At 73.0% G+C, this 14,437-nt stretch carries 11 protein-coding genes; 6 read left to right on the forward strand and 5 right to left on the reverse strand.

The window, feature by feature from the left end:
* Positions 1-279 precede the first annotated feature (279 nt).
* Both ACN6LD_RS24735 and ACN6LD_RS24740 read left to right on the forward strand, forming a co-directional pair.
* The gene (locus tag ACN6LD_RS24735) at positions 280-2,946 is read left to right on the forward strand and encodes a cellulose binding domain-containing protein (RefSeq protein WP_445044302.1); all 2,667 of its coding nucleotides are present in this window, start codon (positions 280-282) and stop codon (positions 2,944-2,946) included.
* 206 nt (positions 2,947-3,152) lie between these two features.
* Positions 3,153-3,431 carry a hypothetical protein gene (locus ACN6LD_RS24740; protein WP_445044303.1) on the forward strand — a complete coding sequence of 93 codons (279 nt, stop codon included), beginning with the start codon at positions 3,153-3,155 and terminating at the stop codon, positions 3,429-3,431.
* A gap of 63 nt (positions 3,432-3,494) precedes the next feature.
* Here ACN6LD_RS24740 and ACN6LD_RS24745 read toward each other — a convergent pair whose 3' ends face one another.
* The 3 genes from ACN6LD_RS24745 to ACN6LD_RS24755 all read right to left on the reverse strand — a co-directional run bounded on the left by ACN6LD_RS24745 (position 3,495) and on the right by ACN6LD_RS24755 (position 6,680).
* Positions 3,495-5,450 (reverse strand): rhamnogalacturonan lyase, encoded by a 1,956-nt coding sequence (locus ACN6LD_RS24745; RefSeq protein WP_445044328.1) that lies wholly within the window; start codon positions 5,448-5,450, stop codon positions 3,495-3,497.
* 108 nt (positions 5,451-5,558) lie between these two features.
* A complete protein-coding gene (locus tag ACN6LD_RS24750; RefSeq protein ID WP_445044304.1) occupies positions 5,559-6,347 on the reverse strand; it encodes a class I SAM-dependent methyltransferase in 789 nt (262 codons plus the stop codon).
* A 30-nt stretch (positions 6,348-6,377) separates the two neighbouring features.
* A complete protein-coding gene (locus ACN6LD_RS24755) occupies positions 6,378-6,680 on the reverse strand; it encodes a 4a-hydroxytetrahydrobiopterin dehydratase (RefSeq protein WP_319191014.1) in 303 nt (100 codons plus the stop codon).
* Positions 6,681-6,945: 265 nt separating this feature from the next.
* On the opposite strand from ACN6LD_RS24755, the gene ACN6LD_RS24760 reads away from it, so the two are divergent.
* From ACN6LD_RS24760 to ACN6LD_RS24775, 4 genes are all read left to right on the forward strand, one after another.
* The gene (locus ACN6LD_RS24760; RefSeq protein ID WP_445044305.1) at positions 6,946-7,812 is read left to right on the forward strand and encodes a helix-turn-helix domain-containing protein; all 867 of its coding nucleotides are present in this window, start codon (positions 6,946-6,948) and stop codon (positions 7,810-7,812) included.
* A 114-nt stretch (positions 7,813-7,926) separates the two neighbouring features.
* Complete coding sequence (locus ACN6LD_RS24765) at positions 7,927-8,790, forward strand: helix-turn-helix domain-containing protein (RefSeq protein ID WP_445044306.1); 864 nt, start codon at positions 7,927-7,929, stop codon at positions 8,788-8,790.
* Between the two features lie 211 nt (positions 8,791-9,001).
* Positions 9,002-10,858, forward strand: coding sequence for a right-handed parallel beta-helix repeat-containing protein (locus ACN6LD_RS24770; protein ID WP_445044307.1), 1,857 nt, complete (start codon positions 9,002-9,004; stop codon positions 10,856-10,858).
* Positions 10,855-11,292, forward strand: coding sequence for a hypothetical protein (locus ACN6LD_RS24775; RefSeq protein ID WP_319191022.1), 438 nt, complete (start codon positions 10,855-10,857; stop codon positions 11,290-11,292). The genes ACN6LD_RS24770 and ACN6LD_RS24775 overlap by 4 nt, the downstream gene beginning before the upstream one ends.
* A 98-nt stretch (positions 11,293-11,390) precedes the next feature.
* On the opposite strand, the gene ACN6LD_RS24780 is transcribed toward ACN6LD_RS24775, so the two are convergent.
* Both ACN6LD_RS24780 and ACN6LD_RS24785 read right to left on the reverse strand, forming a co-directional pair.
* Entirely contained in the window at positions 11,391-11,819 is a 429-nt protein-coding gene (locus ACN6LD_RS24780; protein ID WP_319191024.1) for an OsmC family protein, read from the reverse strand.
* A 478-nt stretch (positions 11,820-12,297) separates the two neighbouring features.
* Positions 12,298-14,421 (reverse strand): phage holin family protein, encoded by a 2,124-nt coding sequence (locus tag ACN6LD_RS24785; protein ID WP_445044329.1) that lies wholly within the window; start codon positions 14,419-14,421, stop codon positions 12,298-12,300.
* Between the last annotated feature and the right edge of the window lie 16 nt (positions 14,422-14,437).

Genomic DNA, 14,437 nt, shown 5'->3' on the forward strand with positions numbered 1-14,437 from the left:
GCCCCCACCCGCACAGGGGGCCGCCCGGCAGTCGCACGTCACGCCGTGTCAGTTTCACGCCACTGCACTTCCTCTCACGCCCGGCACCCCAGGCGACCGAACCTCCCGCACCGCGCGCCTCGCCCGTCCCGCGCATCCCGCACCGCGCGCCTCGCCCGTCCCGCACATCCGGCGCATCCCGCGTATCCCGCGCATCCCGCACGTCCTGAACGTCGCGCATCCCTCTCCCCACGCACCCCGTCTCCTCCCCATGGCTTTTCGCGAGGAAGGACCCCCACCGTGCGAAGAACCCGCATCCTCACGGCCGTACTGGCGCTCGCCGCCGGCCTCATCGCGGGCAGTCCGCCCGTACTGGCCGCGTCCGGCAGCCCGCAGACGACAGTGGCCGCCGAGTCGTACACCTGGAAGAACGCCCGGATCGACGGCGGCGGCTTCGTCCCCGGCATCGTCTTCAACCGCAAGGAGAAGAACCTCGCCTACGCGCGCACCGACATCGGCGGCGCGTACCGGTGGCAGGAGTCGAGCAAGACCTGGACGCCGTTGCTGGACTCGGTCGGCTGGGCCGACTGGGGACACACCGGCGTGGTGAGCCTGGCCTCCGACTCCGTCGACCCGAACAAGGTGTACGCGGCGGTCGGCACCTACACCAACAGCTGGGACCCGGGGAACGGGGCGGTGCTGCGGTCCGGTGACCAGGGCGCGAGCTGGCAGAAGACGGACCTGCCCTTCAAGCTGGGCGGGAACATGCCGGGCCGGGGCATGGGTGAGCGGCTCGCGGTCGACCCCAACCGCGACAGCGTGCTGTACCTGGGCGCGCCGAGCGGCAAGGGCCTGTGGCGATCGACGGACTCGGGCGTCACCTGGTCGCAGGTGGCGAACTTCCCCAACGTCGGCAACTACCAGCAGGATCCGACCGACACGAGCGGGTACGCGTCCGACAACCAGGGCATCGTGTGGGTCACCTTCGACGAGTCCACGGGCACGTCCGGCGCCGCCACGAAGACGATCTACGTCGGGGTGGCGGACAAGGACAACGCGGTGTACCGCTCGACGGACGCCGGCGCGACCTGGTCTCGGCTGGCCGGGCAGCCGACGGGATATCTGGCGCACAAGGGCGTGCTGGACGCCGTCAACGGCTATCTGTACCTGGCCTACAGCGACAAGGGTGGCCCCTATGACGGCGGCAAGGGCCGGCTGTGGCGCTATGCGACGGCCACCGGGACCTGGACGGACATCTCCCCGGTGGCGGAGGCCGACACCTACTACGGCTTCAGCGGGCTGACGGTCGACCGGCAGAAGCCGGGCACCGTCATGGCCACCGCCTACAGCGCCTGGTGGCCGGACACCCAGATCTTCCGTTCCACGAACAGCGGCGGGGCCTGGACGAAGGCCTGGGACTACACCTCGTACCCCAACCGCTCCAACCGTTTCACGATGGACGTCTCCTCGTCGCCGTGGCTGACGTGGGGCGCGAACCCCTCGCCGCCGGAGCAGTCGCCCAAACTCGGCTGGATGACCGAGGCGCTGGAGATCGACCCGTTCAACTCCAGTCGCATGATGTACGGGACGGGCGCGACGATCTACGGCACGGAGAACCTCGCCGACTGGGACAGCGGCGGGCAGTTCACCGTGCGGCCGATGGTGCAGGGGCTGGAGGAGACGGCGGTCAACGACCTCGCCTCTCCCCCGGCCGGCGCACCGCTGCTGAGCGCCCTCGGCGACATCGGCGGCTTCCGCCACACGGACCTGACCAAGGCGCCGTCGATGATGTTCACCTCCCCGAACTTCACGACGACGACGAGCCTGGACTACGCCGAGACGAAACCCGACACCGTGGTACGGGTCGGCGATCTCGACTCGGGTCCGCATGTGGCGTTCTCCACGGACAACGGGGCCAACTGGTTCGCGGGAACCGACCCTTCGGGCGTCAGCGGAGGCGGCACGGTCGCAGCATCCGCGGACGGCAGCCGGTTCGTGTGGAGTCCGGCGGGCGCGGGCGTGCAGTACACCGCCGGGTTCGGCACCTCGTGGTCAGCGTCCAGCGGCATCCCGGCCGGTGCGGTCGTCGAATCCGACCGCGTCGACGCCAGAACCTTCTACGGCTTCAAGTCCGGCAAGTTCTACGTGAGTTCGGACGGCGGAGCGACCTTCACCGCGTCCGCCGCGAGCGGTCTGCCCAGCGGCGACAGCGTGCGGTTCAAGGCGCTGCCCGGCGTCAAGGGCGACGTCTGGCTGGCCGGCGGGGCGAGCGACGGGGCGTACGGGTTGTGGCACTCCACCGACTCCGGAGCCACCTTCAGCAAGCTGTCGTCCGTGGAGCAGGCCGACACGATCGGATTCGGCAAGGCGGCCGCAGGGGCTTCGTACCAGACGCTCTACACCAGCGCGAAGATCGCCGGTGTCCGGGGCGTCTTCCGCTCGACGGACAGGGGTGTCACCTGGACCCGCATCAACGACGACGCCCACCAGTGGGGTTGGACGGGCGGGGCGATCACCGGTGACCCTCGGGTGTACGGGCGCGTGTACGTCTCGACGAACGGCCGGGGTGTGATCTACGGAGACACCTCCGACGCCGGCGGGGGCGGGGGCGGGGGCGGGGGCACGGACCCGACGCCCACCCCGACGGGCGGCTGCGCGGTGACGTACACGATCACCAACCAGTGGTCGGGCGGCTTCCAGGCGGACGTCAGGCTCACCAACACCGGCACGAGCGCCTGGTCCGGCTGGAGCCTCAACTGGACGTTCGCAGGCGGTCAGAGCGTCTCCCAGCTCTGGAACGCCGACTACACCCAGTCGGGTTCGACGGTGACGGCCAAGAACATCGGCTGGAACGGCAACGTGGCGGCCGGCTCGTCCGTCGCCTTCGGCTTCACGGGCAGTTGGTCGGGCACGAACGCCAGACCGACGGCGTTCAGACTCGGCGACCGGAGCTGCACGGTGGGGTGAGACCCGCGGCGCCAACCGGACCAACTCGTTCAGCACCATGGCCCCCTTTTCGCTCATACGATCGATCCCGCCTCCGTCCTGGGGGCGGGAGAACGGGGAGGGGAACCATGGGAGTGTCCAGACGTGCCCTGTTGGGGTACTCGAGTACGGCCGCGGCGGGCGCGGTGCTCACGTCCGCCGGGTCGGCCCGGGCCGAGGAGGCAGACGTGACCGACCGGACCGCCACGGCCCAGCAGGCCGGCGTCACCGAGCGGACCGCCGACGCCGACGACGACTGGGGCGGGGGCATCCAGTTCCGCGGCACCACCCCGCCGGGTCCGGAGGAGGGGTACATCAGCATGACGTTCAGCATCGACCAAATGCCCTCGCCCACGATGCAGAAGGTCACCGCCCTGGACGTCGCGGGAGCGATCAACGAGCTGCTCGCCTCGCGGGGCTGGCCCACCATCAAGTTCTACGGGGACGTGCCCAAGGCGCTGAACTGACCTGCCGCACCAACGTGACGAGGGGGCTCCGCCCCGACCGGGCGGAGCCCCCCCACCGCTCCGTCAGGGCGTGTACACCCGCGGCCTGGGCGCGGTGGCCATGCCGTCGCCGAGGAAGAAGCTCGGGTGCGGCGGCTGGTTGTAGGCGGTGTTCTGCCAGGCCAGGCCGGTGCGGTACATCGTGTCGTGCAGCAGGGTCGTGATCCGCGTGCCCGTCTCGTACGGCGTCGAGTAGATGCGCAGGGCCCTGTTGTCGCCGGTCGGCCACACGACCTCCTCGCGCCAGTCGCCGAGGATGTCCCCCGACAGCGACGGGGTCGCCTTGGTGCCGTTGTCGGAGTGGACGCCGGCGCCGGTCAGCAGCCGGGTGTCCGAGGTGGGCCCGTACTTGTCGATGTGGGTGCCGTCGAGGAGCTCGCGCACGGGGTCGGCGTCCCACCAGGACAGGAAGTTGACGGAGGACGGCTCCCGGCCCTTGGTCGCGCCCGCCTCGTCGCGGATCGAGCCGTCGGACGCCGACCAGACCTCGGCGCCGGCGTTGCCCGCCCAGATGTCGCCGGCGACTCCGCGGCCGTTGTCGCAGCAGGCCGCCAGCTTCCACTTCACGGCGCCGTTCGCCGGGTCGATGTACAGCTCGGCGGGCTGACCGGCCGACTCCGACACCTTGAAGTACTCCAGGCCCGGGTGCGAGGGGTCGAGGTCGCCGAGGTGCTGGGCGTCGCCGTGTCCGGTCTTCGTCGTCCACAGACCGCTGCCGTTGTCGTCGACCGCCATCGCGCCGTAGACGATCTCGTCCTTGCCGTCTCCGTCGACGTCCCCGACGGAGAGGCTGTGGGAGCCCTGGCCGTCGTAGCCCTTGCCGGTGTTGGACGAGGAGTTGGTGTCGAAGGTCCACCGGCGGGTGAAGGCGCCGCCGCGCCAGTCCCAGGCGGCGATCACCGTACGCGTGTAGTAACCGCGTGCCATGATCAGCGACGGGCGGGAACCGTCCAGGTAAGCGGTTCCGGCAAGGAAACGGTCGACGCGGTTTCCGTACGAGTCGCCCCAGGACGAGACCGTGCCGCGCGCGGGGACATAGTCGACGGACTGCATCGCCCGGCCGGTCCGGCCGTTGAACATGGTCAGGTACTCGGGGCCGGCCAGGACGTACCCGCTGGAATTGCGGTGGTCGGCGGAGGGGCTGCCGATCACCGTGCCGCCGCCGTCCACCGTGCCGTCGGCCGTCTTCACGGCGACCTCCGCCCGGCCGTCGCCGTCGTAGTCGTAGACCTGGAACTGCGTGTAATGGGCCCCGGAACGGATGTTGCGGCCCAGGTCGATCCGCCACAGTCGGGTCCCGTCGAGCGTGAGACCGTCGAGGAAAGTGTTTCCCGTGTAGCCCGACTGGGAGTTGTCCTTCGCGTTCGTCGGCTGCCACTTCAGGACGAAGTCCAGCGCGCCGTCGCCGTCCAGGTCGCCCACGGAGGCGTCGTTGGCCTCGTAGGTGTAGGCCACGCCGTCGGGGGTCGTGGGGGGGGGCGGCGGCGTGAGCGGAACGTCCTTGTAGCCGGTGCGCAACTGCACCGCATAGACGGAGTCGGGCTGCTCCACGCCGTCGACGATCGCCCGCACGGTGTAGTCGGCCTGCGCCGGGGCGCCGGAGTGGAAGTAGTTCGTGGAGCCCGTGACCGGCGTCGGGTTCACCTTCGTGCCGGCCCGGTACACGTTGAAGGAAACAGTGTCGGAATCGGTTCCGAGCCAGCGCCAGCTGACCAGGTTGCCGCTGTCCGTGTGCACGCTCACGACGCCCCGGTCGAGGGCCTCGACCTGGCGAGCGGTCGCGGCCGTCGGGGCCGCTCCCCCGCGCGCGTGCTCGAGTGCGGGGGACGCGCCGGCGCCGAGGGCGGCCGGTCCGGCGCCCAGCAGGACGGCGGCGCAGGCCAGCGCGGTGAGGACGGCCCTTCGTCTGCGGTGACTGCGCGGACGCGACCGCGGCGACTGCTCGGTCCGCGGTGGTCGCGACTGCCGAGGGGAGTGCAGGTGCGGGTGCGGCTGCTGCACGAGACGTACCTCCTGAGCGGGACGGGCGGGTTCCGCTCTTTCAGTCGCCGCCGCGGACAACCGAGTTGCCGGGTCGAGCGGCCGGCTTCAGACGTCCTGCGGGCCCGGGCGGCCCCCCTCCGGCAACCGGGCGGAAAGCGGCTTCCGGAACGCTTGCAGGGCGAACACGGGATCCGGGCGAGGCCGGTCCTGGTCGGGCAGGGCCGCGAGGCGGGCGGCGAACCCGTCGGCCAGCGGATGGCCGGGCGGCAGCGTGACGAACCAACCGCGTCGCAGGTCGGCGATGGCCCGGCGCGGGCTGCGGCCCTGCCCCCGGCCTGCGAAGCGGGCCTGCCCCGCGGGGACCAGGCCGGCCTCGACGGCGTACGACTCCACGAGCGCGGCGGCGTCCGAGGCCGGCCGGCGGGGGCGCGAGGCCAGGACGACATCGATGTCGCTGCCCACGTTGTGCGACGCGCCCTTGTCGACCGTGGTGACGTAGACCCCGCCCGGACGCAGCACCCGGGCGCACTCGGCGACGATCCGCCGTCCGTCCGCCGCGTCCTCCACGAGGTGCAGCAGCCAGACGCTGCTGACGGCGTCGAACCGCCCCGCGCCGAAGGGCAGCCGGCGGGCGTCGGCGAGGACCACCGCGCCCGGCAGCCGGGCGGCGGCATGGCCCGCCATGGCCGGGGCCCGGTCCACGCCCGTCACGCGCAGGCCGGCCCGTCCCTCGGCGAGCCGCCGGGTGACGATGCCGGTGCCGCACGCGACGTCCAGCAGGCTGCGCGCGCCGCCAGGCACCAGGCCGAGAACGGCGTCCGCCGCCGCGGCGGCCCGGGGCTCCCCGCCGCGCAGGGTGTCGTAGCGTTCGGCTTCCTCGTCGTAGTCCAGCACCGCGCCCGTCCCCCTCCCCCGCCGCGCGGGTCAGTGCGCCCCGTGCGCGGGGGCCGCGGCCTCCACGCGGCGGGCGAGTTCGACGTCCAGACCGGTGACGGCGCCACCCGCGCTGTGGGTGTGCACACTGAGCGACACGGTGTTGTAGCCGAGGGTGAGCTCGGAGTGGTGGTTGAGCTCTTCCTGGATCTGTGCGACATGGATGACCAGGGAGGTCGCGGCGAAGTGCGAGTCGAGCCGGTAGGCGCGGGTGAGGCGGCCGTCGACCAGGGACCAGCCGGGCAGCTCGCCCAGACGCTCCTCGATCTCGCTCCGCGACAGCGGTTCGGCCATGACCGGCTCCCTTCGTGGGTGTCGCTACCCGTCCAGCGTGCCACAGGAACGCCGGTACGGCGCTGGTCAGCAGGGCTGCGCGGTGCGTACGACCGTCCAGGGCGGCCGTCGTCCCCCCCGGGCCGGCTCCGCGCGCGCCGCCGGACACCGGCCGGGGCCGGACAGATGCCGTCGGACACCGGCCGGGACCGGACGGATGCCGTCGGACACCGGCCGGGACCGGACGGGCGCGTGACCTCCCGGAGAGTGAACTACGGTCGTGGGCATGACCGTTGTAGCGATCGGCACGGAATCCGCCCCCGCCGGCCCTGCCGGGCCCGCCGGGTCCGCCACCCCCACCGATGCCGGCGGCCGGGGCGTGGGCCCACTGCTGCGGGCCTGGCGGGAACAGCGGCGGATGAGTCAGCTGGAGCTGGCGCTGCGCGCCGATTCCTCGGCGCGGCACGTCAGCTTCGTCGAGACGGGTCGCTCGCGACCGAGCGAGGACATGGTGCTGCGGCTGGCCGAGCAGCTCGACGTGCCCGTGCGCGAGCGCAACGCCCTTCTCCTGGCCGCCGGATACGCGCCGCGGTTCCCGCAGACCCCGCTCGACGACCCGGCGCTCGACGCGCTGCGCTCGGGCCTGGAGCGGCTGCTCCAGGGCTACGAGCCGTATCCGGCGCTGGTCATGGACGCCCGCTACGACGTGGTGGCGGCCAACCGGGGCATCGCGATGCTGCTGGAGGGCGTCCCGGAATCCCTGCTGACGCAGCCGCTCAACGCGATGCGTCTCACCCTCCACCCGCAAGGTCTCGCACCGCGCATCCGCAATCTGCGTGAGTGGCGCGATCACCTGCTCGCACAGATGGAACGCCAGATCGCGCTGTACCGCTCGAAGCCGCTGCGGGAGCTGTACGAGGAGGTGGCCGCCTATCCGGTCGCGCACACCGAGCCGGCCGGCGAGCCGAGCGAGCCCGTGCCGTACTTCGCGCTGCCGATGCGGATCGAGCACGAGGGGCGGATCCTCTCCTTCATCTCCTCGGTCGCCACCTTCAACACCCCCATGGACGTGACGGTCGCCGAACTCGCCGTCGAGACGTTCCTGCCCGCCGACCCGGCGACGGCCAAGTACCTGCGCGACCTCACCGACTGACGCCCGATCAGCCGGTGTGGAACCGGGTGAATGCACCACTCCGCTATCCGTGAGATCACGGCCGGGACGTGACACACTGGCCCGCGTGCCTCGAACACGCAGGGGAGACGTGGGGTGAGTGAGAGACGGCCCGCGCCCACGGTGGGCCAGGTGGTGCTCGGCAGACGGCTGCAGGAACTGCGCGAGGCGGCCGGCCTCAGCCGCGACGAGGCCGCCCGTGCCCTGCGCGTCGCCCCGGCGACCGTACGGCGCATGGAGACGGCCGACGTCGCGCTGAAGGTGCCGTACGTGCAGGTCCTCCTGGAGGCGTACGGCGTCCCCCGGGACGAGGCGGAGGGGTTCGTCTCGCTCACCGAGGAGGCGAACCGGCCCGGCTGGTGGCAGCGCTACCACGACGTCCTGCCGGAGTGGTTCAGCCTGTATGTGAGCCTGGAGGGCGCCGCACGGCTGATCCGATCGTACGAGCCGCACTTCGTGCCCGGGCTGCTGCAGACCGAGGCCTACGCGACGGCGGTGCTCGAGGCGGGGACCGTCGGGCGCACGACGCCGGACTCCCTCGAACGGCATGTGGCCCTGCGCATGGCGCGCCAGCGGCTGCTGGAGAGCGCCGACCCGCCCCGTCTGTGGGTGGTGATGGACGAGACGGTGCTGCGCCGGCCGGTGAGCGTCGACGCCGCCGTGATGGCCGAACAGCTGGACAAGCTGATGGAGTTCGCCGAGCGGGACCGGGTCACTCTGCAGGTCTCCGAGTTCGCCGCGGGTCCGCACCCCGGGACGTCCGCCCCGTTCTCGCTGTTCCGCTTCGGCGAGCCCGAGCTGCCCGACATGGTCGTCACCGAGTATCTGACCGGCGCGCTCTACCTCGACGTCCGCAAGGAGGTCTCCGCCCACCTGGAGGTCCTCGACCACATGACGACGCACGCCGCGACCGCGGACCACACCAAGCAGATCCTGCGGGACGCCCGCGACAGCATCTGAACCCGGCCGGAGTCCCGCGCCCGAGAGCGCGCCGGGGCGGTCGGCGGCGGGATCCGGCCGGGGGCCGGGCGTCGCGACGGGTTCCGTGAAGGCCTCTCGTCGCACACCCGGCACGGCAGCACCGCTCGGGTAGCATCGGTGACGGGCAGTCAACGGACCCGCACGGGCGCTCGACGGTGATGTGCGAACAGGCGCTTCGGGGGAGGCGGACATGGTCAGGAAGTACGTCGTCTCCCCGGGCGGCGGCCGCGGCGCGCATCCCGACATCGGGTCCGCTCTGCGGGCCGCGGCCGCGCGCGGACGCGCCGCGCGGATCGAGATCGCGCCCGGCAGGTACGAGGAGCAGCTCACGGTCCGCGGCGAGGTCGAGCTGGTGGCGGCCGGCGAACCCGGCTCCGTGCTGGTGGGCCGGCCGCGGGGCACCGTGCTCACCGCCCTCGGGCGGGTCGTGGTCCGCGGCCTCGTGCTGACCGGCCGGGACGCCGACGCCGGAGTCGTCCACTGCGCGACCGGATTCCTCGCCCTCGACAGGGCCCAGGTGCGGGCGCACCACGGGGTGTGCGTGCATGTGGCGCCGGGCGCCTCCGCGACCCTGACGGACAGCGCGTTCCGGTTCGGCCGGACCGTGTTCGCCGGCGGCACCGGACTCATCGAGCGGTGCCGGTTCGCCGACGCGGCCGACAACGCGGTAGCGGCGGTCGAGAGCGCCCGGCTCACGGTCCGGAGCAGCCGGATCGACGGCGCCGGGATCCACGGGGTGCGCGTCAGCGACGCCTGGGCGCAGCTCACCGGGTGCGAGATCACCGGCACCGAGCGGACAGCGGTGATCGCGGACGCGCAGGCGGAGTTGACCGTCGAGGACTGCCGGATCGAGGGTGTGCACGGGGCTGCGCTCGAGTTCGTCGAGCAGTCCAGGGGCGCCGTCCTGGACACCCGGGTCGTCGACGCCGAGAACGGGATCGTGGTGGCGGGCGGCGCCGACCCGCAGGTGCGGGGCTGTGTCTTCACCGGGTGCCGCGACACGGGCATCCACGTCCAGGACGCGGGGCGTGGCGCCTTCGAGGACTGCGAGGTCGTCGACGCGGGCAACGTCGCGGTGCTGTCGACGCGCGGCGGCGCTCCGCGGGTGAGCGGCTGCCGCGTCTCGGGCGGCAATGTCGGCATCGCCGTCACCGAGCGCGCCCGGGGCCGGTTCACCGGCTGCCATGTGCAGGACCTGACCGGCGTGGGACTGCGGGTCTGGGACGAGAGCAAGGCCGTGTTCGAGGACGTCCGTGTCGAGCGCTGCCCGTTCGGCCTGGACGCCAAGGGCAACGGCGGCACCACGGCCGAGCTCACCGGCGTGGTCTTCGGTGACTTCGACATGATCGCCGTGGCCGCTGTCGGCCAGTCCCGGGTGACGCTCAGGGCGTCCACGGCCGAGCGCGGGCTGCTGGGCTTCGGCGCGGGCGAGGAGGCGCAACTGCACCTGTACGACTGCACCGTCACGGGGGTGGAGAGCGGTGGGGCCCTGGCGTTCGGTACGGCACGGCTCGTCGCCCGCAACCTCACGGTGACGGGTGCGCAGTCGTTCGGGCTGTGCGGGACGGGCTCCGCGTATCTGGACGTCGCCGGCAGCCGCTTCGAGGACTGTGCGGCCGCGGGCCTGCGCTGCGACGAGGAGTGCGGCGGCCGGCTGGTGGACTGTTCCGTGACCGGGACGTCGAGCACGGCGGTGCAGCACAACGGGCGCGTCCAGCTGGTCTCGCTGCGTACGACGCTGCCGGTCAGGGAGATCACCGAGCCCGCCCCGCCGCCGACGATCGTGAACAACTACCACGGCCCCGTGTTCGTGGAGGCGGTCCACAGTGCCCAGTTGGCGTGGGGCAACGCCAACGTCGTCCAGCAGCAGACGCATCAGAGCCGACCGGACGGCCGGAGCGGGCGACCCGAGCGGAGCGAGCGGTCCGATGACGCAGGCCCCGACGCCCATGGCGATCGGCCCCGACGCGCTCCGGCCTCCCCCGCCTCGCCCACCGACCCCACCGACCCCACCGACCCCACCGACCCGGACGGAGCCAGCCGGTGAACGACCCGAACGTACCGAACGACGCGAACGATGCGCAGCAGGTGAACCATTACGACGGCCCGGTGTTCAACAAGGGTGTCACGAACGCCCAGTTGGCCTGGAACAACGGAACGGTCACGCAGAACCAGCAGATCAACGACGGTTCGGTCGCGCCCGGTTACGAAGCACTCGCGGCGCTGGTGAACGATCTCCTCCGGCAGCTGCCCGGGGCGGGCCTCGCCGACCGCGATCGTACGGACGCCGCGACGGCGGCCGAGGAGGTCATCGCGGAGATCACCGGCTCGGACTCCCCCGAGCCCGGCCGCGTCCGCCGTGCGGTCACCACGCTCAAGGGGGCCCTGGCCCCCGTGGCGACCGGCCTGGCGGCGGGAACGGCGGTGGGAGCGCAGGAGTGGGCCCAGTCGGCGATCAGGGGTCTGACCGGCCTCGTCTGACCGGCCTCGTCCGAACGACGAGGCGGGCGGGCCCGCCCGGGCCGGGCGCGCGGACCGTCCGTCGGGGGCGGCCCGGCGTGCCCGGCGAGGGCGGCCGGTCAGGTGAGCTTGGCCGACAGCGTGATCGGGACGGCCTTCAGGGCCTGGCTGACGGGGCAGTTGACCTTGGCCTGCTCGGCGGCGGCGAGGAAGCCGTCCTCGTCGAGACCGGGCACCGTGCCCTCCACGGTCAGGTGGATGCCGGTGATGCCCTCGCCCGGCTGGAAGGTCACGTCGGCCGAGGTGACGAGCTTGGCGGGCGGCGTGCCCGCACCTGCCAGGGCGTGCGAGAAGGCCATGGAGAAGCAGCTGGAGTGGGCTGCCGCGATCAACTCCTCGGGGCTGGTCTTGCCGTTCGCCTCCTGGGTACGGGCGGCCCACGTCACGGGCTGCTGGTCGATGGCGCCGGAGGAGTCGAAGGTCACGACCCCGTTGCCCTCGAGCAGGTTGCCTTCCCAGACGGTGTGTGCGGAGCGCGTGGTGGCCACGTTTCTTCCTTTCGCATGGGGATCCCGGTGGACGGGATTGCGTGCCCCCATCCGATCACACTCCGCCTCACCGCACCCGGAACACCGGCCCTCGCGCCGTGAACGGCAGCCGTCGGCGAGGCGGCGCGCAGAGGTGCTCGCGCCGCACCGCAGGACGTCGCACCGGCCGTCGGCGATCACCGGGAGGTGCGCGCCGGGAGAGAGGCGAACTCCCCGACTGGTGAGGACATTCCGAGGCCGGGTGCCCCCGGGGAACACTGGCCGCACGACGCCGACGCCGACGCCGAGGCCGAGGCCGAGGAGGAGGTCGGGGAGGAGGGAGGGGACGCGGGAGGGGACGCGGGAGGGGTGACGGCGACGGCGGCCTGCGCCGCACGGCGAAGGTCCTCGGGGGAAGCGAGGGGTGCGGGAGTGGGCGGGACGGCGAACGGACCCGCACACAAGCCGTGGTCCCGCGCGCTGCCCGGCGCAGCCGTCTTCAGGCGGCGCGTTCCTCACGGGCCGGCTCCTCGCGTGCCGTCTCCAGCGGGACCTGGGGGCCGTCGGACTCGCGCAGCCAGCGGCGCAGGACGCGGTGCACGTGTTCCGCGCCGACGAGCTCAACGCCGTCCGCGGCCGGCGCGGACAGGGCCAGCGGCGACAGCAGGAACGGCCGGGCCTGGGCGCCGCCGAGGCCGCCGTGCGAGCCGATCTGCTCTTCGAAGGCGAGAACCTCGCCGTCGGCCGGGTCATGGCTGGAGTTGACCATGATGTCGGCGGTGTGCGGGAAGGTGTGGGTGCGGCGCACGGCGTCGGCCGCGCCGGGCCCGAACGCGGCCAGCGGACCGGGGGTCTCGTCGAGCCGGTCGAGAGGGATCTGCGCGCCGTGTGCGCCGAGGACGACTCCGCCGTGCTCCTCGCTGCGCACCAGCAGGAAGCCGACGCCGGGATGGTTGGCGAGGGTGGACAGCAGCGCGGGGTGACGGGCGTCGATCTCCTCCTTGCTCATCCGGTGCGGGACGTCCGGGAAGGAGATCAGGCCGAGGTTGCCGGAGGCCAGCACCACCGGCTCCGAGCCGCGGCCGGACGGCTCGCGGCCCCCGGCCGTCTTCTCCACGGGGCGGCGCAGCGCCGCACGGACGGCCGCGCGGGCCTCGGCTCCGCTGTGGGTGCGTTCCGCCCTGCGCGGCACGGGCAGTCCGCAGCCGGCCCGCACCAGGTCGGCGAGGGTGAGGCCGTAGCGGGTGCGAAACGTCTCGCCGGGGCTCTGGCCGTGGTCCGAGAGGACGACGATCCGGTAGGGGCGGGGAGCGTGCTCGGCGACGGTCTCGATCAGCGCGAGCGCCCGGTCGAGCCGGCCGAGGACCTGCTCGGTGTCCCGGCCGAGCGGCCCGGAGTGGTGCGCGACCTCGTCGTACGCCACCAGGTCGGCGTAGACGGCGCTGCGCCCGGCGAGCATGTCGCCCATCACCGCGGCCACCACGACGTCGCGTTCGACGACGGTCGCGAAGGCGCGGACGAAGGGGTAGAGGCCGCCACGGCCGACGCGCGGGCGGTCGCCGCGCAGCCGGGCGCGGGTGGACTGGCCGATCTCGCGGACGACCTCGGCGACGAACGACAGGGCGGTGCGCACGGCGTTGGCCGGGTCGCTGAAGTAGGCGAAGTAGCCGGCCCGCGAGCGGGTCTCGCGGCTGCGCCGGCCGGCGGCTATGGACAGCACGAGCGCCTGCTCGTCGGCGCCGCCGCCGAAGAGGTTGCCGCGGCTGGCGCCGTCGGCCGACAGCAGTCCGCCGTCACCGGTGCGTTCGACCGCGCGGCGCTGGAGTTCGGCGGCGCTGGTCGGACGGTTGCAGACCATCACCTCCCCGGTGTCCTTCTCGTACCAGCGGAAGGCGGGCACGTCGTGGTTGCTGCCGTGCAGGATGCCGAGCTGGCTGGCGCCGGTCTGGCTGGACCAGTCGGTGCGCCAGAGGGTGAGGCGGTGCGTGGCCCGCGGCGCGCTCCCCGGTGCACCCGGGCCGCCGTCGGCGGGCGCGTCGCCCAGCCACCGGGCTACGGTCGGCATCAGTCCCTTCCGCACGGCCGTGACCAGCACGTCGTGGCCCACGCCGTCGAGCTGGAGGAACACGGCGCCGTGGGTGGCGGGGCAGGCGGGGCCGCTCCTGCGCCGGCGGTCGGCGAGGCGGTACAGGCGCCGGCGGTAGGCGTCGTCGTCGCGTACGGCCAGGGCTGCGCCCGTCGCGGAGGCGACGGCGGACATCACGGCGGCGACGATGACGGCGGTCTCGGGGGCCGCCTCGCTCTGCCCGGAGGGGTTCAGCCGCAGGGCGAGGAGCAGCAGCGAGCCGTTGAGGAAGAACACCAGCAGGCCGAGGACCAGCGCCGGCACGAGCAGCAGGAGGCGGACCAGCAGCGGCCAGACCAGGGCGGACAGCACGCCGAAGACGCCCGCGCCGACGGCCGCGGTCATGGCGATGGTGGTGGCGCTGTCGCCGTCGGGCGACTGCAGCCGGAAGTCCGGCAGGATCCCCGCCAGCACGAGCATCGTCAGGGTGGAGACGGCCCACACCGCGACGCTCCGCCCGGCCTGACTGACGGCCCGCCGCCATCGCACCCCGCGCACCCCAGGCACCGCACGC

This window comes from Streptomyces sp. SAS_272, from assembly GCF_052543235.1.

What these genes read in the sequence shown, in the direction of transcription:
- ACN6LD_RS24760 (WP_445044305.1), top strand. Translation starts at nt 6,946, where the DNA reads ATGACCGTTGTAGCGATCGGCACGGAATCCGCCCCCGCCGGCCCTGCC.
- ACN6LD_RS24770 (WP_445044307.1), top strand. Translation starts at nt 9,002, where the DNA reads ATGGTCAGGAAGTACGTCGTCTCCCCGGGCGGCGGCCGCGGCGCGCAT.
- ACN6LD_RS24755 (WP_319191014.1), bottom strand. Translation starts at nt 6,680, where the DNA reads ATGGCCGAACCGCTGTCGCGGAGCGAGATCGAGGAGCGTCTGGGCGAG.